The organism is Kothea flammea, assembly GCF_052161645.1.
Lineage (GTDB): Bacteria > Planctomycetota > Planctomycetia > Pirellulales > Pirellulaceae > Laterigemmans.
Genome location: NZ_CP197414.1, coordinates 2,642,238 through 2,662,268 on the forward strand (window position 1 = coordinate 2,642,238; position 20,031 = coordinate 2,662,268).

At 57.2% G+C, this 20,031-nt stretch carries 22 protein-coding genes; 4 read left to right on the forward strand and 18 right to left on the reverse strand.

Features of this window, described 5'->3' with window-relative positions; all coding sequences use genetic code 11:
• From SH139x_RS09780 to SH139x_RS09865, 18 genes are all read right to left on the reverse strand, one after another.
• Complete coding sequence (locus tag SH139x_RS09780) at nucleotides 1-933, reverse strand: hypothetical protein (RefSeq protein ID WP_488355062.1); 933 nt, start codon at nucleotides 931-933, stop codon at nucleotides 1-3.
• A complete protein-coding gene (locus SH139x_RS09785) occupies nucleotides 934-2,289 on the reverse strand; it encodes a hypothetical protein (protein WP_488355063.1) in 1,356 nt (451 codons plus the stop codon).
• Nucleotides 2,286-2,855, reverse strand: coding sequence for a hypothetical protein (locus SH139x_RS09790; protein ID WP_488355064.1), 570 nt, complete (start codon nucleotides 2,853-2,855; stop codon nucleotides 2,286-2,288). Before SH139x_RS09790 ends, SH139x_RS09785 begins: the two co-directional genes overlap by 4 nt.
• Complete coding sequence (locus SH139x_RS09795; RefSeq protein ID WP_488355065.1) at nucleotides 2,827-3,093, reverse strand: hypothetical protein; 267 nt, start codon at nucleotides 3,091-3,093, stop codon at nucleotides 2,827-2,829. Before SH139x_RS09795 ends, SH139x_RS09790 begins: the two co-directional genes overlap by 29 nt.
• Nucleotides 3,094-3,119: 26 nt before the next feature.
• Nucleotides 3,120-3,575, reverse strand: a complete 456-nt coding sequence (locus SH139x_RS09800; protein WP_488355066.1) for a hypothetical protein — start codon at nucleotides 3,573-3,575, stop codon at nucleotides 3,120-3,122.
• 70 nt (nucleotides 3,576-3,645) lie between these two features.
• Nucleotides 3,646-4,065 carry a hypothetical protein gene (locus SH139x_RS09805; RefSeq protein WP_488355067.1) on the reverse strand — a complete coding sequence of 140 codons (420 nt, stop codon included), beginning with the start codon at nucleotides 4,063-4,065 and terminating at the stop codon, nucleotides 3,646-3,648.
• A 12-nt stretch (nucleotides 4,066-4,077) separates the two neighbouring features.
• Entirely contained in the window at nucleotides 4,078-4,647 is a 570-nt protein-coding gene (locus tag SH139x_RS09810) for a hypothetical protein (RefSeq protein ID WP_488355068.1), read from the reverse strand.
• A complete protein-coding gene (locus SH139x_RS09815) occupies nucleotides 4,644-5,072 on the reverse strand; it encodes a hypothetical protein (protein ID WP_488355069.1) in 429 nt (142 codons plus the stop codon). Before SH139x_RS09815 ends, SH139x_RS09810 begins: the two co-directional genes overlap by 4 nt.
• Before the next feature lie 6 nt (nucleotides 5,073-5,078).
• Entirely contained in the window at nucleotides 5,079-5,453 is a 375-nt protein-coding gene (locus SH139x_RS09820) for a hypothetical protein (protein ID WP_488355070.1), read from the reverse strand.
• A gap of 5 nt (nucleotides 5,454-5,458) precedes the next feature.
• Entirely contained in the window at nucleotides 5,459-5,791 is a 333-nt protein-coding gene (locus SH139x_RS09825) for a hypothetical protein (RefSeq protein ID WP_488355071.1), read from the reverse strand.
• Between the two features lie 3 nt (nucleotides 5,792-5,794).
• Nucleotides 5,795-6,805, reverse strand: coding sequence for a hypothetical protein (locus SH139x_RS09830; RefSeq protein WP_488355072.1), 1,011 nt, complete (start codon nucleotides 6,803-6,805; stop codon nucleotides 5,795-5,797).
• Nucleotides 6,802-7,404, reverse strand: coding sequence for a hypothetical protein (locus SH139x_RS09835; protein ID WP_488355073.1), 603 nt, complete (start codon nucleotides 7,402-7,404; stop codon nucleotides 6,802-6,804). The genes SH139x_RS09830 and SH139x_RS09835 overlap by 4 nt, the downstream gene beginning before the upstream one ends.
• Before the next feature lie 76 nt (nucleotides 7,405-7,480).
• Nucleotides 7,481-7,810 (reverse strand): DUF2190 family protein, encoded by a 330-nt coding sequence (locus SH139x_RS09840; protein WP_488355074.1) that lies wholly within the window; start codon nucleotides 7,808-7,810, stop codon nucleotides 7,481-7,483.
• A gap of 69 nt (nucleotides 7,811-7,879) precedes the next feature.
• Nucleotides 7,880-9,928 carry a phage major capsid protein gene (locus SH139x_RS09845; RefSeq protein WP_488355075.1) on the reverse strand — a complete coding sequence of 683 codons (2,049 nt, stop codon included), beginning with the start codon at nucleotides 9,926-9,928 and terminating at the stop codon, nucleotides 7,880-7,882.
• A complete protein-coding gene (locus SH139x_RS09850; RefSeq protein WP_488355076.1) occupies nucleotides 9,900-11,390 on the reverse strand; it encodes a phage portal protein in 1,491 nt (496 codons plus the stop codon). The genes SH139x_RS09845 and SH139x_RS09850 overlap by 29 nt, the downstream gene beginning before the upstream one ends.
• A gap of 66 nt (nucleotides 11,391-11,456) precedes the next feature.
• Nucleotides 11,457-11,654 carry a hypothetical protein gene (locus SH139x_RS09855; RefSeq protein ID WP_488355077.1) on the reverse strand — a complete coding sequence of 66 codons (198 nt, stop codon included), beginning with the start codon at nucleotides 11,652-11,654 and terminating at the stop codon, nucleotides 11,457-11,459.
• A gap of 269 nt (nucleotides 11,655-11,923) precedes the next feature.
• Nucleotides 11,924-12,274: an FKBP-type peptidyl-prolyl cis-trans isomerase gene (locus SH139x_RS09860; RefSeq protein WP_488355078.1), complete on the reverse strand. Its 351-nt coding sequence runs from the start codon at nucleotides 12,272-12,274 to the stop codon at nucleotides 11,924-11,926.
• Nucleotides 12,240-12,737 (reverse strand): magnesium-dependent phosphatase-1, encoded by a 498-nt coding sequence (locus SH139x_RS09865; RefSeq protein WP_488355079.1) that lies wholly within the window; start codon nucleotides 12,735-12,737, stop codon nucleotides 12,240-12,242. Before SH139x_RS09865 ends, SH139x_RS09860 begins: the two co-directional genes overlap by 35 nt.
• A gap of 219 nt (nucleotides 12,738-12,956) precedes the next feature.
• Between SH139x_RS09865 and SH139x_RS09870 the strand changes: the two genes are divergently transcribed.
• The 4 genes from SH139x_RS09870 to SH139x_RS09885 all read left to right on the forward strand — a co-directional run bounded on the left by SH139x_RS09870 (nucleotide 12,957) and on the right by SH139x_RS09885 (nucleotide 19,958).
• Complete coding sequence (locus tag SH139x_RS09870) at nucleotides 12,957-13,256, forward strand: MTH1187 family thiamine-binding protein (RefSeq protein ID WP_488355080.1); 300 nt, start codon at nucleotides 12,957-12,959, stop codon at nucleotides 13,254-13,256.
• A 76-nt stretch (nucleotides 13,257-13,332) separates the two neighbouring features.
• Nucleotides 13,333-14,199 (forward strand): DUF1853 family protein, encoded by an 867-nt coding sequence (locus SH139x_RS09875; protein ID WP_488355081.1) that lies wholly within the window; start codon nucleotides 13,333-13,335, stop codon nucleotides 14,197-14,199.
• A 782-nt stretch (nucleotides 14,200-14,981) separates the two neighbouring features.
• Nucleotides 14,982-19,667: a protein kinase domain-containing protein gene (locus SH139x_RS09880; RefSeq protein ID WP_488355082.1), complete on the forward strand. Its 4,686-nt coding sequence runs from the start codon at nucleotides 14,982-14,984 to the stop codon at nucleotides 19,665-19,667.
• 126 nt (nucleotides 19,668-19,793) lie between these two features.
• Nucleotides 19,794-19,958, forward strand: a complete 165-nt coding sequence (locus SH139x_RS09885) for a hypothetical protein (protein WP_488355083.1) — start codon at nucleotides 19,794-19,796, stop codon at nucleotides 19,956-19,958.
• Nucleotides 19,959-20,031: the final 73 nt, after the last annotated feature.

The window sequence follows — 20,031 nt, forward strand, 5'->3', positions numbered from 1 at the left end:
CTAAGCCTCCACCATCATCGAGAGCGTGGCCGACTCGGCATCGGGAATCAGCCGGCGAATGGTCACTTGATTGCTACTGGAGACTTGCACGGTAAAATCATAAACTTGCCCGCGAGCGGCGACGAGCTGCGCGATGCCACTTGAATTGGTGATCGCGGGAGCCAGGGTATTGACCATCCACTGGTCGTCCAGCACGGCGTAGCCGGCGCTCACGCGGTGGGTGATTGGTAAATCGGCCAGAGGCAAGCCGGTTTGATCGATGACCTGCAGCGTGACCGCACAGCTTTCCGGGGCAACGGTCAGCGCCGGCAGCTCGCGCGGCACCGTGATCGCAATGGTTTGGTCGCTAGCGGCAACCGTGATTGCCTGTGGCGGGACGGGGGCGAACCCGAACGGCGGCTCGACGAGAAGTTGATAGTCGCCTGGCTCGGCATAAAGAATAGCTTCTCCGAATTGATTCGTCGTGCGAGCGACTGCGGAGCCGGCCAGTGAAAGGCGGACGAACCGCACGGGCTGGTTGTCTTGATCGTGCACCGTAAACGATAACTGGAAGCTTGCTTCGCCCGGCAACCCCACGGCCGTAGCAATCCGGTTGACCGCAGCGTCCCCACTGGCGGCGACAAAGTAGTCCCAGACCGCGGCGGCCGAGAGGCTTGTGTCGCTGCTGCTGGTGACTTGGCCGCTGGGATCAATCTTCAACAGACTGAAGTTGGCGGGGAGTAAATCGCTGGTGACAAGCCCGGAAAGATCCGCTTGATAGAGCGCGGCCGCTCCCGCGTGCGCAAGATCAAGATCGAGCTTGGCGGTGCGAAGTTCGGGCAGGCGATCGGCCAGCGCGGCTGCGGCAGCCAACTGAGCAGCTTCCTCTGCCGTGAGTCCGCTTCCCGAACTGGGCGCTCCGAAGAAATCATCAAAGAATACGCTGGCGCTCATTTAGTTTAGCACCCGGGTTTCAGTAAAGGTCACCGGGTCTTTGCCGGTACGCGTGAGAGTGCGTTCTTCGCCGCTCTTGATCACATCATCGACTGCCAGCGAAGTGGCTTGGATAAAGTCGCTTAGTGATCCCAGCACGTTGTGGTTAGGCACCAAGACGGTATCTAGCACTGCGTCGCGGATCACTGCGGCTGATGGAGGAGTTTGCGTGTTGGCGCCATCGGTTCCTCGCATGTCGGTGTTTGTCGTCGTCGTATCAACTAGCGTCACACGGGAAATGTGCCCAGTCGCGTTAATACCGAGGGCGGCGAAGTTGGCGGGCAGCGCTGCAAGCAGATCGGCCTCTGTCAAAAGGCCTGTTAATTGTGTGTCGAGACTTGCAGTCGCTAAGCCGATTGCTGTTCGCACACCGCCGGCCGACAGCGGAACGACCGTATTCGCTCCATCAGTCCCTCGCATGTCACTGTTGGTGGTTGTCGTGTCGACGAGTGTCACACGGGAAATATGACCACTCGCGCTAATACCAAGGGCGGCGAAATTGGTGGGCAAAGCGGTAAGTAGATCAGCCTCTGTGAGAAGGCTATTTAACTGAGTGTCGAGATTTGCAGTCGCTAAGCCGATTGCAGCCCGCACACCGGCGGCCGACAGCGGAGCGACCGTATTCGCTCCATCAGTCCCACGCATGTCGCTGTTGGTGGTTGTCGTGTCGACGAGGGTCACACGGGAGATGTGACCGCTCGCACTGATACCGAGCGCCGCAAAGTTAGCCGGTAAAGCCGCTTGCAATTGAGTGTTAGTAACTTTGCCGCCAAGCTGGGTATCGAGGTTTGCCGACGCCAGCCCAACCGCAGATCGCACACCGGCGGCCGATAGCGGAGCGATCGTATTTGCCCCATTCGTTCCCCGCATGTCGGTATTAGTCGTCGTCGTATCAACCAGCGTCACGCGAGCGACATGACCGCTAGCGTTAACATCCAAGTCACGACCGATTGCCAGCGGTTGCAGTGGCGTGCGATTGTAGATCTTGGTCGTCAGTGAGACGTTGTTATCTCCGGCATCATCACTGCTCAAGGTGAGCGTCAAATTCTCACCTTGCAGCCAAGTGATTTCATCCAGAGTCAGCCGGACCGCTGCTTCCGCGGTAGGAATCTCTCGCTGCACGCTGGCCACCCAGAATCCGCCCACGCGAACCTCAAGTGTCAGCATGCTGTTTACGCCCGCCGCCCGGCCGCTGATATCAATCACCACCAGCGCTTGCGACGATGGCCCTGGATTGGCTCCGTTCCAGAGCGTCACTCCCGTGGTTAGATTCTGACTTGGCAGTACGCTGGGCGAGATCAGCGAAGCGAGACTCATAGTCGCAGCTCCATTCTCTGGGTCGATCGTGCCTGGAGGAGTGTTTTCACGGGAGAAGCGAGCCGCCGAAAGATATCGAGCTGCAGCATGCTGGTCTGGTCACTGGAATAGTTGCCGCGTCTGTCGACGACCAACGAGATTCGCTCGCCGGCCGATGCGCTGATTAGCTGACTGGTGTGTGTGGCGCTACCGAGCAGCACCTCAGTGAACAGCATTGCCAGCTCGTGAAAGAGAAACACCTGTACCCCATCGCCCCCCGTCGAGGATCGCTGCCAATTCGCCTCCAGGCGATAGTCGCCCGAGAAGGGTAACGCGTAACTGCTGATCACGCTCGCCGTGCTGGCTAGTTCGCCGGGGTGACAAGCGGTCGGTGACATCCAGGGCGTGGAGAACTGGTTGGGACCATACCAAACAGCCCCGTTATCAACCGAGAACTCGGTCCAGTCACTCAGCGAAAAGTTGCTACCATCGCTCGCCGTGGACGGCCGATAGGCATACGTCCAGCCCAGGGGAAAACTTCCCAGCTGGAAATCGCGGTTATGACTGGCTTGGCGCCGTTCGAACATGGAATCCAGAAGCCTTAAACATCGAGGCCAGCTGCGTGACAGTCACCGCCGGTAAACTGGCCGCCTGTCGCAACAGCGGATTAAACTCTTGGGGCTGAAACGGCTTGCGGCGTTTTTTGGGATCACGATTTACCTCATAAATTGCCGCCAGCACCGAGCTCACTTGGCCCCACTGCGCGTGCCGGCGAGCGTCAGCCATCCACATCAGTTCCCGCAGCGTGAGTGGGCCGGGATCCACGCCAAGGATGCCGGCCAGCTGGTAGATCAGTCGCTCGATAGCTCGGTGGTCAAACGCTGCTCGAATTCCGCCAGGGCCTTTTTCTCCAGTTGCGGATCGTCCAGCCGCTGACTCAGGAGCTTGAGCGCTTGCTGCTCGATCGCTTGATACTTGCTCGCCGCCTGCTGGAGCAGACGGCGACGGGGCTCCGGGAAGAAAGCCACCAAAGCCTCCAGCAGCGCGACCGTCGCCTCGGCAATCGCATCGCCGGCCAGCCCCTCGCCAAATGTCTCTTCGGAGACATCGGCGGCCAGCGCTTGCGGCTGGCAGACCGCATAGAGAACATCACACAGTAAGACGGGATCGCGGCTGAGCTGTTCGATGAGCTCTCCCTCGACGATGCTGAGCAGATCAACGCCGGTGACGGAGCGGACACGTTTGATGGTGGCGACATCGATCTGCACAACCCAGATTCGCCCGCTATGGTCAACAAACTTCTGCATGCTGGAGGCTACCATGTGAATAATAAGATTTTCTCTTACGATATATAAGGATAAACGAAACGGTTATCGCTTATGGTCCTGGCAGTACTGGGACTGGCACGTTGACGCCGGTACCAAGCGTCGACTGCGTGGGTTTGAGCGTGACGTCGGCCATGATCACATCTTCGAGATTTTGAGTAACGTTAAACTGCATCACCTCACAGGTCAGCGTCAGCGTGGCTCCTACGTCACTTATGCTGACATCGACCGGGTCGCCGCTCATGTAGAGCGTTTGCAAGTTGGCGAACGTGGTGTCGTTATCCTTATTGACGACCTGAAACTCGATCGATGCGTCTTTCAGCGTGCCAACCGTTGCTCGCCAGCCGTTGTTGTCGCGCGTCGAGGCGTCGGCTTCGGCCTTTTCCAAAGTCACGGTGAGGTCTTTGCAATTGCCAATCACGGTGCCGTCGATGGTTAGCACCGCATCGAGCCCGAGTCGCACTTCTGCCATGACTGCTGTTCCTTACTTGACTGAGTTGGCCCAGAACCTGGGCAAGCGGGGACGGTTGATCGCGAGCGCTGGCTGCATGAACGGGCGTTTGGGATAACGCTGGACTTGACTGTTGCGTTGCCGATCGTGTTCGGCAATAAGGGCACTCGCCCGGCTGACCTGGGCGGCGGTCGTCAGGCGAATGCGGTGATAAGTCGGTCGCACGCCGGCCGTTTTCAAGCGGATCGGCCCAAAGTCACCCAGTCGCAATCTGCGGCTGCGGCGACGCCGGCGAGGTCTGCGGCGGCCGCCAAACTCGTGCAAATTCCAAAGCTTGCCAGCGATTTCGTTGACCGGACCGATCACCACATTACCGGGCTGGACTTCGTAGCGAATCGCTCGCTTGAGGCGTCCAGTTTGCGTGTGCGGAGGTCGTCCTGGTGGCGATGGATTTTTCCGGCGGCGGATGCTGCGGCTAGCCGTCAACCGAATCGCTCCGCCAGCGTGCCCCAGCGAACGGAAACTGGCCGCCTCGACTCGTTTCTGCAGCCGCTTGGTATCAAACTTGGTTTTGATGACCGCTGCGATCATCGCTGTGGTCATCGGGCCAGCTGGAAGGTGAGCGTCAGTAAACTGGTAAACTGACGCTGCTGTTCCCAGTGCTCGACGGAGTAAATGACCGGATGCTCAATCGTGATGCAGCGAGCTGCGGGTAGTGAACCAAGTCGCTTCAGCCGAAACAGGTCGCTGATCTCCTCGATTAAGTTCAGCAGCGGGTCGATCTCAGCATTCGCGCCACTTTCGAATTTCTGCTGAACGGCGATATCAATGCGGACGTTGTATCGGTTGGTAAGTCGATCGAGTGCGGAAAGTAAGACGTCACGCGGCACCACGCTAACATGCAGCTCGCTCAGTTCCTCCAGGTCGAAGTTGGGCACGTAAAGCCGCTTTGCTGTAAACGTCTGCGAGAAGCTGGCGGAGTTGAGCTGAGCTGTCACGCTCTCCGCGATCTGAATCACCGTTGACAATTTCTATCAGTCCGTCGAAGTGTGAATCTGTTTGGTATGGATGCGAAGCGTCAAGCGAAACGGATCACTGAATCGCCAGGGTGGACTACTGCCGAGGCCCATCACTTCGTAGACGTAACGGTCCACGCCGTCCTGTTCGATGATCTTGTCACCTGCCAGCGGTAGTGACTGGATCACCGAGTTTAAAAGCAGCTCCGTGTTGATGAGGTAATCACGCACTTGATGACGAACGATGGGTCCGGTACCGTCATCTTGCTCGTACTCAGACGTACCAATCGTCGCTTGCAGGTGCGCGCTGAGGGCACCCCGCTGGTAGATCACAGGCCGGGATGCGTGCTGGTTGAGTTGGCTGGCCAGCCACGCTTGACCTCGCTGCAGCATGTCGGTCATCCGCCACGGCCCTGCGGACTTTCGGCAGGGGCAGCGGTTGTTTCCGAATATTGCCCCGCAGCGGGAGCGGGGTTTGTCAGCAACCCCGTGGCTTTAATCCGCAGCTCCTCGAGCCACAGTTGTTCGGCCCGCCGCTGGTATTCACTGGCAATGGCTGCTGATTCCTCGCTCAGCTGCTGCTGACGTAGGTTGAAGGGCCGCACCGGTTCGGCTGGAAAGAGAGTGGGGGTGGATACGCTGAGCTGCGAAAGGCTTTCACGCTTCTTCACCGGCAGGAGGGCGAGCGCCAGCAGCACAAAGACGACAATCAAGGCAACGCCAAGAACCATAGTTCACATCCCTCGTTTGATCAGAATGAAGCCAAGTAGAATCACAGCCAAGACAATCAGCGCCAGCGTGGCCAGTTCGCCGGCCGAGACCCACATCAGGGCATTGCGAGTTGCCGGGACATCATCGAACAACAGATCCCGAACGCGGTCTCCCGGCCGCCAGCGATCGGTGGGTTCTGGTGGGCAATAACCATCGGGACAGTCTTCCGGAGACAGATACAGCGTGGGTGAGATCGCGTCGTCCCAGGAATATCCGCGAGCTTTGACAGCTCCGGTCTTTTGAGCTTGTTTGGCTTGTTGGTAGAGCTCGTAGCCCTTGTGCAGGTCGGAGTAAAGCTGCTCGGCTGTGCTCGGGATCATCGAGCGACCGGCAGCGTGAATATGTCCGCCACTGGCGTCTTGAAATAGGACGACGGGGAACTGCGACACCGGCACGACATCCTGAAACCTCGCCCGGTAAATAGCGTTCTCGGCCGTGTAGACTTGAAACTCACAAGCCGCTTTCAGTTTCGTTAGGCCAGGATGCTGGGAGAACCACTGCTGCAGCCGGTTGCTCGTTGCGTCGGGACCGACGAACAGTGCGATCTCATAACTCTTCTTTGGTGGCGGCGAAGCGGGGGCCACGATCCGTGGTGGCTGGACAGTATTCGGAGTAGTCGCTGGCTTAGCTGTAGATGAACTTGGGGCTACCGTTGGTCGCTGGGGCGCAGGCGGTTGATACACTGGCTTGCGAACCACGGTGCAGCTGGGTTGATAGCCTGGCGGACAGACCGGTCCCTGTTGCTTGAGCTCTCCTTGAGCCTGCAGATTGACTCGCTGCGGCTGGGCGAGCTTTTCAATCTCGGCAGTTACGGCGCTAGCCTCTTGGCGAACCGGCACTTGGTAATCACAATCGACACACGATTTTACATAGTCGCGATGGAGCAACGTGAACGCGACTGCCAGCAGCAGGGCGTGCAGTACGGCCACGGCGATTAGCCCGACGCTCAGGCGAATTCGCACACTCTCACTCATTGAACCACCTCATAACTTCGATAGGGGAGTGAACTGCTGGGGGCGTCCAGAACGGTCAAGGCAAAGCCGCCATAACCGGCCCAGAGGCGGATAAATTGTTCCCGCGGCGTGAGCTCAAACCGCCCGGGATAGTTGTTGTCGAGGATTGCGGCAAACTGGCTCCCATTCCGCTCCACCCAGCCGAGGAACGTGCAGCAGTGGGCCGGTTTCCACCACAGGATGGCGCCGCGCCGGGTCGTACTGGCCCAGTCGAGGAAACGTGGATCGGCCTTGAGCGTGAAGCTGTAATCAATTCCCGCCGCATCGAGTCGATCTCGCAGGCGTGAGTCCCACTCGCCGTCGCTGTAGGTCGCTCGCCACCGCTCACCGAGCTCAAATTCGTTCAGCCAACGGAAATGGTTGACTAGCGAGGCGTGTACACAGCTGCCCTGGCCAAGTGAGCCCGTCCAGTTGCGCTGGTGCAGCGATGTGGGCAGGTTCGCAGCCGGTTGTTCCGTTGGCGGGGCCGGCAGCGGACGCACTTTTGTCGGGCCTTCACTGCAGCCGGTCGCCAACATCAGCCCCACGGCAACCAGCAATCCGCAGCCTTTCAGTTTCATCAGGGGTATGTCTCCAGACTAAGGAGCAAGAAGATGCGGTGAGGACGAAGCAAGGCAGGCCGGAAAGCTGCCTGCTTTAGGTGCTGACGCGGACACGCACCACGGTCTCACCGGATGCCGCAGCCAGGATGGCACGTCCCAAGTACTTGTTACCGGTGGCTGTGGTCACCACCACCGAGTTGGTCGCGTCCCAGTAGACGCTCGCTCCAAGCGTGATCACGGTGGCGGATGCCTTGACCATGTCAAAGACTCCCTCGATAGCCAGCGCGCCAAGCTGGTTTGCCTTGATGTCATGCTTGGCGACCCCCACAAGATCGCCAAGCACCACCACTGCACCGGCCGCCACATCGGCGTCAGGAGTGTAGTCAACCACATCGGCGCCTTGAATATACTGAGCCTGCGTCACGTTACTGTCCTATGAATGAATGAGAGTGTGGTATAAGTGGAGATGGGAATCTAAAAATAATGCCGAGACTTAAGCCTCACCTTTAACCTTGACCGCGGCTCGCGGGTCTTGAGCATTGAGGCCAAAGTCGATATAAGATCGGAATCCCATCCCCAGCATCGTTGGCGGCATTTCCACGCGTTCAATCACCGGAGTGCGACGCCCGTTGAGGAACACAATCTCAAACGCTGGCAGTACGCTGGGGTTGGCGAACAGATACCAGGCCTTGGCACTGGCACCAGCGAAGTATGTGTCCGACAGATGGGGCGCACTGATGATGCGATACTTGTTGCGGTGGGGGTTATCGACCGGAATCTTGGTCGGAGTTCCTGAGGCATCGATCATCAATTGTGCCGAACCCATCAGCAGTTCCGCTTCGGTTTCCAGTTCGACCGGTACCACCAAGAATTCGGGCCTAATGTTGATCGGCTTTTGGTCTTTGGGTTTGCCGCCGGGGCCAGCCTTCTGCTTACGGAAGGTTGTCTTGGCCACGGTGAGACTGTTGGCACCAAACGCGGTGTCGGCACCTGACAAGAAATTACTGTTACCAGCGGAGAAGAAGTTGGATGCGTTCCCCAGCATCAAAGTAAAGAACAGCTCGTCGATCGACTCGGCGCCGCTGCGGCCCATTTGCCGGGGGATATCCATAAACGCGGAGAGGTCGTCATTGATGATATCCTTACGGGTCAGCATAAGAATCTGACCGTAAGTATCCGCCCGGTTCTTGTATTGCTGTTCCGATAGTTTGCCGTGCTTGAGTTCCCCGTCGGCCGCTACTTGCTCAAATCCACCGGTTCCCAGCAGCCGGTACCGGCTCACTTCCTTAAAGTCCGAGACCGTGCCCACGCTACACAGATCAAAGGCTGCGATCGGAGTGTTCTCATAAGCGGCCAGCAGGGTCTTGTTCATCACGTTTTCCATGATTCCCGGCAAGGTCATCGTGGAAAAACCTGCCCGAATCGTAGCCGAGCCATCACCAAACACTCGCGGCACATCGTATCCCTCCAGCCTGGCACTTTCGGCCACCAGTTCCCGCAAACCAATGTTCCGCAGCGGTTCAGCTTGGTTGACCAGTTGTTCGCCGTAGCTTGCCAGCAGGGTCTTTTCGGCGATCCCGACTGCGAGGCAGGCAGCCACTTCCAGCATGCGAGCCGTAACGGAGGGACGCGACTGGTTCGGCTCGGGCGCCTTGGGACGTTCAATCCGCAGCACGGCCAGTTCCGTTTGGGTCACTGACCAACCTTGCTCGATCGCGTCCGCCTCGATATCTGGATGTTTATCAGCACAAATCTTGCGGATTCCGGCAATCCGCCGCGACTCGGCGGCGATTTCGGCCCGCATGGCTTCGACTTGGCGGTTTGGAGAGGTGGGCTGTGCAGACTGCTTCGTGCTCATATCGAGGCTCGCGTTGACAGGTTCGAGGTCATCGGTGGGATCGCTGGCGTTGGTTTCTTTTTCTTCGGGCTCTTCTGGCTCAGCCCCTTGTTCGTCAGCGTCCGCTTGTCCGGCAGCCACGCGGGCTTCGGTGTTGTCGTCCGCGCCGAGAGCCACAAACGAGACTTCGCCCAGCGTCGACTTGCGGGCCACATAGACCGGCCCTTTGAATTCGCGGCCGTTGGCCTGGGCAGCCTTGCCTTCGGGAATGAAGACCACTTTGTCGGCGCTGGCTCCCAGTGAAGCTTGCCAGGGGAAGCCGTTTTCGCTCGTAGCGATCACTTCCTGAGCCGTTGCCCCCACACCCGAGATCACCCCGGCAACTTCCAGCGACTGGGCACTGACCTTGATGTCGCTGGTATGCCCAACGATGCTGCCGCGATCATGATCCTTGAGGATGGGGCGGCTCTTGCGAGTCACTCGCATGCCGGCCAGATCGACGACGACCGGATAAGGCCAGCCTCCCAGCCGCATTGCACCACCGGTGTAGGCAGTCATTGAGAACTTGCGGAGGCCCGGTTTGCCCTCCTCGGGCGCCTCGGCAGCTTGCAGCGCGATCGATGTGGAATCATCACACACAATCCGCAAGCTACTGGGAACGGACTGAGCATCGTCTTCAAGCGGATTGGGGGACGTCTTCGGCATTATCTTCCGTAACCTCAGGTTCAGATGGAGAATCAGACTCGGGCTCGAGCGATAAGCCCAGTTCACGCATCAGCGTTAGTTCTTTGGCTCGCTGTTTTAACTCCGCCTCCCAATCACGCCCCTGCCTTGCAAATTCGTGGGCCAGAGTAGTCGTATGATTGGCGAGGCGGATTTTTTGGGCATTGGCTTCTTTGGCGGGATCGACATGTTCATGGCCGTCCCAAAACCATTGATGCTCGAATGTGCTGTCGAGCGTGCGAAGCGAATTGGGCAAGTAGCCCTCGATGAGAATGGCTTCGCGGAGCCATGCTTTGAGAATGCGATCGAGCACCACGCGAGCAAGTTGCGTCTGCTCGACGCGGATCGATTTATAATAGGTTTGATGATCGAGCCGACCGCTGGCATAATTATAGCCTGACGAATTCCCAGCGGCGACGTTATAAGGCATGTTCAAACAACGAGCGATTTCGTTGAGGATCTCTTTCTTGAATTCGGCGTACGTGGTAGATGGTTGCTCGCTCTTCATCTGGGCCATCTTCCAACCGCCCGGCATGGTCAGCAGCATCCGTTTTTCCAGCTCGATCGGCTCGAAAGGTTCGGCCGCATCGGCTTCACCATTGGCCGGCGCATCGGTGTAAAGGATGCCGGCAAACTCGGCAGCCGTTTCGGCGGCAGCAAGCACAGCGAGCGTGAAGCGGCGAAGCTGTGCGAACAGCGGCAGGGCCGGCGTAATGTCTGGAATGCCGCGAATCTGTCCCGGCCGGTCGCAGCGAAAGTAGTGCAGCACCTCCTTAGCCGGCACGGTGTCGAATTCATCGTCGACCAAGAACATGCCATCGCCTGGATGTTGGCGAAGGATGTCGTACGCGATCGGGTTTCCGTCACCATCGAAGCGAATGCCATCGAGGTAACGGCGAGTGTCAGGCACCAACGTCGGTGTTGCCACTTGATCCGCTTCGATCAATCGCAGGTCCAGTTTGACGGCCGCGTCAATTCGCTCGTTGTTAGTGAGCAACCCGAACGCTTCCCCATCGGCAACGCGAGCGAGTCGCATGGTTCGCAGTTTCTCGGCGATGCCGACCGCTTCGCACCAAGCAAAGAACTCAGCCTCCACGAACCGATTCGCGCCGTCGTTCCCCGTTAGCATTTGCAGTCGCGGTCCGGTCCCGACGACATCATTAGCGAGGGTGAGCGTGATCCCCCGAGCGTAGCTGTTGTTGGCGACTTCGTAGCGTGATCGATTGCGGAGCGTGCGCCGCACTTCGGGGCTATTTGCGGATGAGGCGGAAAGTCCGTCGGCCCGGGCCCAGTGTTTGTAATTGTCGAGCGTCGTATTTGCGGCATCGTATTTGGCCCGCAAACGCGAAAAGAAGGGCTGCCGGAGTGAGCGTCCAGAGGCGACGAACGATGTTGCCGGTCCGCCGCGCAATTGCTCGATAATCCCTGACAAACGTTTCAGCATCCGTGCTGTTTCCTATTGCCGTCCCCGGCAGCCCTTTGTGGTTTGGTTTCTGAATCGAAAGAAAGATCAGCCGGCCGAAGGCGGCACAATCTTGTTGAAGCGAAGTCCGCGGTGCGGTTTCGCCACCGCCTGCTTGCCGGCGAGATGTTTGTCGGCCGCAATCTGCTCGGTCAGCTTGTGCTGCTCCACCGAGCCCGCATCGCCTGACGCCTTTGCAGGCCCAGCGGCGTTTTCGCGAATTTGATCGTCAAGGTTGTCTTGCATGGATTTAGCCGACGCGTGAAAAGTGCTTCTCTGCTAGTCACATAATCCGCCAATCAAAATCCTTGCGCAGCGAAGGGGATGAATTTGATTCTGGAACTCAAGAAAGTTCGCTTTAAGTCGAAATTCCAGACTTTCACGACCAAGAAAAACTTTCGCGATTTTGCGATACCACCTGGGGAATCCATGCAAAGCAACACCGCCAGATTGGTCGTAACTCATGACCAGCTTAAGAATACTTCGAGTGTCAAACCGTCTCGTAACCTGTCAGGCTACGTATTGGAATCAAGAAGCTGCACATCGATCAAGAGTGCAGCGTTGGCTGGTATTTTGCCGACAACCCCTTTATCTCCGTAACAAAGATGCGGTCCAGCTTTGAACGAGCGATGACCGCCGACTCGCATTCCTTCGACGCCATAGTCGATGGCCGCGATAACCTGACGCTTGCCAACAACGAAAGAGTACTCATCGAATACATCGACCAACTCACCTCGATTGAGACGAATCTCAAGCTGTATCGTCACCGTGTCACCTCGATTGGCAATTGCACCGGTACCGACCGTTTCCTCATCAACTTTCAAGCCACCTCTAAGCGTGCTCTTGGGAGAACTGCTCGAGTCCATTGTCAAATACCTCACGAGTAAGACCGTCTTCGACAAATACGCTGGTGACACCAAGTTCGGAAACTTCGCGTATGTTTCGCAGCTCATCATCGAAGAACAACATCCGATCGTAGGCGACGCCAGTTGATCGGGACAGCGACGCAAAGTGTTTCAGTTTGGACGACGGATAGATCTCCGAAAAAGCGAAACGATGCGTCACGTCGAGCAGCCGAAGCAATTCTTTCGCCCATTCAGGTTGCTCGCTCCTGGACGCTAGTGCTGTCGCAATTTGACGCTCGTCGCAAAGATCGAGAATCGAAACGACGTCCGAATAGAATCGCACATGTCGTCCGCCACGATCAACGATTCGATTTCCACGCAACCGAAACGGAGGCGACAAACAATCGCACCACGTCCCTCCGCAATCCCAGAGGGTGAAGTCCAAATCAAAAACAATTAGCTCGGGCAAAATCACAGAAGACACTGAGGTAGCGTTAGGATCGATGGTGGAAAGTCACCAGTTTAGTGCGTTTCTGCCGGACCGTTAACGGCCTTTGTGCAGGTCGCCGCTTAATTGACCCTATTAGCGTGAGTCGGTCGCCGCTGAGTGAATGCGGTTCACCAACCCCACTGCCAACTTCGACGCAAGGCACTATGCTTATTGACTGAAAAATGGCCCCCGAATGCGAGAGTATCAACTGAGATGAAAGTCATTGTGGATTTATGTGTCGTCCCGATGGGCGTTGGCGTATCTGTGGGTAAGTACGTTGCGGAATGCCAGAAGGTGCTACAAGGAGCTGGCTTGAATCACCAACTCCACGCGTACGGCACGAACATCGAAGGCGAATGGGACGAAGTTTTTGCGGCGATCAAGCTCTGCCACGAACGGGTTCACGCGATGGGAGCGCCGCGAATCACCACCAGCATCAAAGTCGGAACCCGCACGGATCGCGAGCAGTCGATGCAGGACAAGATCGACAGCGTATCGAAAAATCCCACTTAGATATTCTCAGACGACCTTCGACTCATCCTCTTCATCGCCGAAGATACCCGAGAATTCATATTGGCAATCTGACCGCATGAATGAAACCGAACAATTTGCCCGCGACCTCGTTTGGGTAGTCAACAGCCCGTCTTTGATGAATCTCACCGGCCAAGAATCCGTTCCCAAGCAGCCTCTGAAAATAGGTGACGTTGACCGAGAACACCTAACAATCCACTTGACATCGCCTCGTGAACGACGTGTCGGTAGATATTTTGAGCGTCTGGTTGTCTACTGGCTCCGCTTCATTCTCAGGTGTGAGATCGTAGATCATGCTCTCCAGCTGCGTGACGGAAAGCGAACCGCCGGAGAAATTGATGTCCTATTTCGCGATGGACTGGGGCGGCTGAACCACTGGGAGCTTGCGTGTAAATTCTACCTTCAGGTTAATGTTAACGACCCTTCGGTAACCGACTATATCGGACCGAACGTAAATGACACGCTGCGGAAGAAAGCCGAGCGACTGCTCAATCATCAACTGCCGCTAGGTGTCCGATATTTTCCTGAAATCGACATCAGCGAAGCGTTTGTGAAGGGCCGGATTTTTTATCACTGGCAAACCAACACCAAGGTTGCATTGCCGGAGGAGTTGGCCGCAGGTCACCTTGAGGGAAGATGGCTACGAAAGCGAGAGGTGGCTGAGCTTCTTTGCACTCGTCGCCATCGGTATCGAATCCTCCGCAAGCCGTTTTGGCTCTCTGAAGAATTTGCCGATCCAGCTGATGATGACATACTAAGTCCTGGTGAAGTCGCACAATTCCTCAACAACCACTTCAACAGCCGACATACTCCGATTTTGTTCAGTGAGTTTTGCGACAGTTCATCAACCGAACGCGAATCCAAACGGTGGTTTGTTGTGCCCGATCAATGGCCGTTCCAATCCGAGCGTAATGGACGCCAGTGAGCAGGGAAGTATGTGAGGCTCCACTGCCAATCTGATGCAGCCCGTTAACCGTTTGGAAGCGAGGCAGACAAAGAAGCGAGTCAGACAAATATGTGCTGCCAGCGAATCTACACTCGCTTCCGGCGTTGCAACTCTTTGAAGCCAACTCGTTCCCGCTTTGATGTAGACGGCCGATCGGTTCCGAACAACAATGCTCCCTGCATCGAGGCTGCTACCGCACAACCGACGAGGCAGTCGAGCCAGTGGCTGTCGGGTTGTTCGGGGCGGGCTTTCCATTCGTCGACGGTTCGGGCCGCGGCCTTCCGTGCGGACCAAATATTCGGCGGTGACTTGCTCGGCGAACATGCGGTGTTGGTCGGGGCGATCGCTAATGACGCACGGTCGACACTACAAGAAGGCTACGAAAACCAAGCATCCACGATCGCGTTGGTTAACCAGTGTGCACGGAGTGCCTAAATCCCTCGAACTGCCACCCGCGAGCGCCCGGCGTCGGCCACCGGAGCACCGTGGGGGTGTTCGCTGCTCAGGACGGATCGTCCGGAGCACCAAAATGGCAATCCAGACGTCCAGCCAGCCGCCGTTTCCTGTAGCGTTTCGGTGAAAAAGATGTGCTAAACCCACGTCAGAAAATTCGGCCAACTCCCGTGAATTGCAACCTTGCGTCGGGATGTTGACTCGACGGGGGTACCGTCGTTTGCAAATACCCCTCGACTGATTGCCTGAGCCTATCATCTGTGAGACCATGAACGGGCGTAGTGCCTCTCGCCAGCTTAAAAAATGTGATGAACAACTCAACACCAAGTGATGACACGTTTAGCTTCAGTGGGAGCGATGCTCAGCCAGCCGATCCTGCGCTCGTCGAAAACCCTCAATCGATCGGACGCTACCGGATCGAGAGAGTATTGGGACAAGGAGGTTTTGGGCTCGTTTACTTGGCGATGGATGAGCAGTTGAATCGACGGGTCGCGATCAAAGTGCCGCACTCCCGCCTGATCAACCGGCCCGAAGATGCCGAGGCGTACCTTACCGAAGCTCGCACCGTTGCTGGCCTTGATCATCCCCACATCGTGCCTGTTTACGACGTCGGCAGCTCGCCAGAGTTCCCTTGCTACATCGTCTCCAAGTACATCGAGGGGACGGACTTGAAGGCCAGGCTGCGTCAGTCTCGACTGGATTTTGTGGCTTCGGCCGAGTTGGTCGCGACCGTGGCGGAGGCCCTGCATTATGCTCACAAGCAGGGTCTCGTTGACCGCGACGTCAAACCCGGCAACATCTTGCTTGATCAGCAGGACCGTCCCTACGTCGTCGACTTCGGTCTGGCCCTCCGTGAAGCGGATGTTGGTAAGGGGCCGCGATACGCTGGCACCCCCGCCTACATGAGCCCCGAGCAGGCTCGCGGCGAAGGGCACCGCGTCGACGGTCGTAGCGACATCTACAGCCTGGGGGCGGTATTTTATGAACTGTTGACTGGACGCCGAACCGTCTCCGCCGAGACCCAGCATGAACTGCTAGAACAAATCACCAGCCAGGAAGTCAAACCGCCGCGTCAAATCGACGACCGGATTCCAAAAGAGCTTGAGCGGATATGCCTCAAGGCCCTGGCCAAGCGGGCTGCGGATCGCTACACGACCGCGCTCGACATGGCCGAGGACTTGCGGCTGTGCCTCGCCTCGCTACCGCAGTCAATCAGCGGCATCACGGCATCAGCGACGGAGCAGCCCGCGCAGGTAGATACCACACGCGCGGCTGGCGACTCCGGCACGGCACGCGGCGACTCGACTCAGGAAAATTCCGACAGTCAGCGAATCAAGATCGTGCCCAAGGGCTTGCGATCCTTTGACGCCCATGACGCCGACTTTTTTCTGGAACTGTTACCAGGACCGCGAGACCGCGAGGGGCTGCCCGACAGCATTCGTTTCTGGAAGACCCGCGTTGAAGAGATCGACGCGGACAACACCTTTTCGGTCGGACTGATTTACGGTCCATCCGGCTGCGGTAAGTCGTCATTGGTCAAAGCGGGGCTCTTGCCGCGTCTATGCGCCGAAGTGATCCCGGTCTACATCGAAGCCACACCCGAGGAGACCGAAACCCGTCTCCTGCACGGCTTGCGCAAACGCTGCCCCGCGCTCGAAAACACCATGAGTCTCAAGGATGCGCTGGCCGCACTCCGGCGCGGCCAAGGCGTGCCGTTCGGTAAAAAAGTGTTGATCGTGCTCGACCAGTTCGAGCAATGGTTGCATGTTTACAAAGAAGTGGAAGGTACCGGTTTAGTGCAAGCCTTGCGGCAGTGCGACGGGAGTCGGGTGCAGTGCATTGTGATGGTGCGGGATGACTTCTGGATGGCTGCGACCCGCTTTATGCGCGAGCTGGAAGTTCGTCTCGCCGAAGCGCAGAACTCGGCAGCCGTTGATCTCTTTCCAATTCGCCATGCCGAAAAGGTTCTGGCGGCTTTCGGAAGGTCATTCGGTGTCTTGCCGGATGACTTGGTTGATCCCAGCAAAGAACAAAAAGCTTTCCTCAAGGCTGCCATCGCCGGTCTGGCCGAAGAAAGCAAGGTGATCTGCGTGCGACTAGCCCTATTTGCCGAAATGATGAAGGGCAAACCATGGAATCCGGCAACGCTGCAGGAAGTTGGTGGGACCAAGGGTGTCGGCGTTACCTTTCTGGAGGAGATGTTCAGTGCTTCGACCGCTCCGCCCGAGCATCGATATCATCAGCGAGCGGCGCGCGGTGTTCTCAAGGCTTTACTGCCCAATTCCGGCACCGACATCAAAGGCGAAATGAAGTCTCGCGATGAATTGCTCCAGACCTCCGGCTACGCTGGTCGCCCTAAAGACTTTGATGATCTAATACGCATTCTCGACAGCCAAATTCGACTGATTACCCCCACCGATCCGGAAGGCATTGACAGTGGCGAAGGGGGAAGCGAGAGGCCGCGCGTGACTGAACGCTCCGCTCAATTCTATCAACTGACCCACGACTACCTCGTCCCTTCGCTGCGGGAATGGCTGACTCGCAAACAGCGGGAAACGCGTCGCGGGCGGGCGGAACTGCTGCTGGCTGAACGTGCTGCCACCTGGAGTGCCAAGCGGGAAAACCGGCAACTGCCATCCACGCTGGAGTGGCTGCGGATTCACGCTTTGACACCTCGATCGAACTGGACCCCACCGCAGCAGATGATGATGCGGCGGGCCAATCGCGTGAAAGGAACGCTTTGGTCAGCAGCGCTTGCCTTGATCATTTTGACTGGCGTTGGCATTCAACAAATTGTTTCCCAAGTCCAGGACCGCACGCTGCGGAAAAATCTCCAAGTTGCCGTGGACAGCCTTCAAGGAGCGGAAGGGAAAGCGGTGCCCTTTGCCCTCGATAATCTGGATGAGTTTCCCCGGGATCTGTTAGCTGCGGAGTTGCAGACCCGAGGTTCTACAGCGGCCGACCAGCAAAATCTAAGCCTTAATTACGGGCTGGCCCGTTACGACGAGGTCGACGCAACAGCCATTGTCGACGGACTAACAGACGCGGACACCGATCCCGAAGAAGTGGACAATATTGTCGCGGCCCTTGCCATGAACTCATCGGTGTCACTGCAAATAGTCGTTGCGGCGGCGAAAAACGCATCGAAGGCAGCAGACTGGATCACCAAAGCCCGCTTGGCAATTGTGGCTCTACACCTGGGTGATTCAACACTGGCGACGGAGATGCTCCGCGACCAACCAGACACAAAAACACCGGAAGTTGAGCTGCCCAATCTCATTGCCGACTTTCGCCGACAAATCGAGCAAATCAGCGATTTGCCGGAGGACGAAAGAACTTCTCCAGAACAACGGATGAAACTGGCCGTCGCCCATTATTTTCTGAATCAAGACGAACAGGCGTTGGCAGAGTTCGAGGCATTGGTAAACGGTGACTCTGCGAACTGGGAAGTCTGGCTGCGGCGAGCGATTTGTCAGGCCCGCGCCGGGCGTGCCGATGAGGCGGCGGCTTCCTTAGAGCAATTGCGGAAATCGACCAGGGCAGACAGCTTGGTCGCATACGCAGAAATTCTCGTGCAGGCATGGCAGGGCGATTTGACGGCTGCGAGCGACCGACTCGATGCGTTGATTAAAGACGGCTCCAATGACTCGACCGCCCAGTACAACGCGGCGTGCATCGCAGCCCAGTTAGTACAAGTCTGTGAGTTGCAACAACTTCCCGGAAAAGATGAATTCAGAACGCTGGCCTTGGAAAGGCTGCGGAAAGCCTATATTAATCTCAATTACAACGATCAAGGGTCGGGTCTGGACAATGATCCAGATTTCATTCCATTGTTTGAGGATCAAGACTTTCTCGCGCTGCTCGCCGAATTGAAGCCACCCGCGATCACCTTTGATCCGATTCAGCGTACGGTCTTTATCAGGGAATTCGCCGCATGGTCAGGAGCGGTCGAACTGCTGGCAACTCAGTTACAGAACACGGACGATCCGGCATTGCGATCGGGTATTTGCCTGAGTTTGGCCGGTGTTGAGAAACCAGGGCAAGGGGCGAAACAAGCATGGCAGCCTGTGCTTGCCGACTGGTATTCCCGGGCAACTGACGGTGGTACCCACGGCGCGGCCGGTTATGCGATGGCGGCATGGCAACTGGAAAGAGTTGAGCTCAATGCGACCAACCAACCGCCTTCCGATCGCGCCTGGTGGCAGGAGCCGAGTGGACTGACGTTTGTTAAAATCCCGTCGGGTCAGGTCGCTGGAGAACAAGGTCCAATTACGGTGACTAACGACTTTTGGCTGAGCGACTCGGAGATCACGGTCGGACTGTTTAAGCAGTTCATGTCCGATGAAGATTATCCGGGCCTGAAACCGAGCGACTGGGAAGGCGTGTTCGTGTTTGAAAATGATGACGGCGACGACCTGCCTGCTCAACAAGTCAGTTGGTACGACGCGGTGATGTTCTGCAATTGGTTGAGCTGGAAACTGGAACTGACTCCGTGCTACGAGATTACAAAAATAACGCCCCCCAACCTCGCGTCAGGGGAACAGCAGCAGTTCAATAAGCCTAGCGGTGACGATCGCCGCGAACCATTCACCGTGACTTGGAAACGGGCTGCGGATGGAATCCGCCTGCCGACATCAGCGGAATGGGAATTGGCCTGTCGCGCGGGGACGACAACTCGCTTCAGTTTTGGTGACGATGTGCAAGATTTGTTGGACTACGGCTGGTTTATCGTGAATAGCATTTCACGGTCTCAGTCACCTCGAACGAAGCGGTGCAATCCTTGGGGACTCTTCGATATGCACGGAAATGTGGAAGAGTGGTGTTGGGATGTAAGCGGCTCCTCCCGGGTCTACCGCGGTGGCAGCTGGGACGATACCGCCAGGTTCTGCCGGTCGTCGAACGATGGCAGGTACGAGCCGACGTACCGCTACTTCCTCCTGGGCTTTCGTGTGGCTCGAGGTCCATTGAGCCAAGCAAGTCTAGCAAGCGAGTGAGGAGCGGAGGTCGGAGGCTGCGAACAGGCGGAGCCCGCAGCCTCCGTACCGAAGCGACGAAGGAGCGCGCGATTTTGAAATTTAAACCGAAGTCAACGAGCGGATTGAACAGACGGGTCAAGAACCATGCCTTTTACGTTTTTCACTATTCCGGTTCGCGATGACGGCTCGGCGGCAGCCGAGTTGAATTCGTTCCTGCGCTCGCACCGAGTTCTGACGGTGGACCGTAAGTGGGTGGATCGCAGCATGGAGTCGATTTCCTTGGTTGTCGCGTCTATCCATGGGGATTGAAACTAAACCGGCACAGCCAAAAACGATTTCGAAAAAAACTTCATCAACTTGAGGAATGTTTTTTCGCGGGGAA

Bases quoted from the DNA above. Each gene is read 5' to 3' on its own strand.
- SH139x_RS09780 (WP_488355062.1), bottom strand. From the start codon at position 933: ATGAGCGCCAGCGTATTCTTTGATGATTTCTTCGGAGCGCCCAGTTCG.
- SH139x_RS09785 (WP_488355063.1), bottom strand. From the start codon at position 2,289: ATGAGTCTCGCTTCGCTGATCTCGCCCAGCGTACTGCCAAGTCAGAAT.
- SH139x_RS09790 (WP_488355064.1), bottom strand. From the start codon at position 2,855: ATGTTCGAACGGCGCCAAGCCAGTCATAACCGCGATTTCCAGCTGGGA.
- SH139x_RS09800 (WP_488355066.1), bottom strand. From the start codon at position 3,575: ATGCAGAAGTTTGTTGACCATAGCGGGCGAATCTGGGTTGTGCAGATC.
- SH139x_RS09805 (WP_488355067.1), bottom strand. From the start codon at position 4,065: ATGGCAGAAGTGCGACTCGGGCTCGATGCGGTGCTAACCATCGACGGC.
- SH139x_RS09810 (WP_488355068.1), bottom strand. From the start codon at position 4,647: ATGACCACAGCGATGATCGCAGCGGTCATCAAAACCAAGTTTGATACC.
- SH139x_RS09820 (WP_488355070.1), bottom strand. From the start codon at position 5,453: ATGCTGCAGCGAGGTCAAGCGTGGCTGGCCAGCCAACTCAACCAGCAC.
- SH139x_RS09825 (WP_488355071.1), bottom strand. From the start codon at position 5,791: ATGGTTCTTGGCGTTGCCTTGATTGTCGTCTTTGTGCTGCTGGCGCTC.
- SH139x_RS09830 (WP_488355072.1), bottom strand. From the start codon at position 6,805: ATGAGTGAGAGTGTGCGAATTCGCCTGAGCGTCGGGCTAATCGCCGTG.
- SH139x_RS09835 (WP_488355073.1), bottom strand. From the start codon at position 7,404: ATGAAACTGAAAGGCTGCGGATTGCTGGTTGCCGTGGGGCTGATGTTG.
- SH139x_RS09845 (WP_488355075.1), bottom strand. From the start codon at position 9,928: ATGCCGAAGACGTCCCCCAATCCGCTTGAAGACGATGCTCAGTCCGTT.
- SH139x_RS09850 (WP_488355076.1), bottom strand. From the start codon at position 11,390: ATGCTGAAACGTTTGTCAGGGATTATCGAGCAATTGCGCGGCGGACCG.
- SH139x_RS09855 (WP_488355077.1), bottom strand. From the start codon at position 11,654: ATGCAAGACAACCTTGACGATCAAATTCGCGAAAACGCCGCTGGGCCT.
- SH139x_RS09860 (WP_488355078.1), bottom strand. From the start codon at position 12,274: ATGGACTCGAGCAGTTCTCCCAAGAGCACGCTTAGAGGTGGCTTGAAA.
- SH139x_RS09870 (WP_488355080.1), top strand. From the start codon at position 12,957: ATGAAAGTCATTGTGGATTTATGTGTCGTCCCGATGGGCGTTGGCGTA.
- SH139x_RS09875 (WP_488355081.1), top strand. From the start codon at position 13,333: ATGAATGAAACCGAACAATTTGCCCGCGACCTCGTTTGGGTAGTCAAC.
- SH139x_RS09880 (WP_488355082.1), top strand. From the start codon at position 14,982: ATGAACAACTCAACACCAAGTGATGACACGTTTAGCTTCAGTGGGAGC.
- SH139x_RS09885 (WP_488355083.1), top strand. From the start codon at position 19,794: ATGCCTTTTACGTTTTTCACTATTCCGGTTCGCGATGACGGCTCGGCG.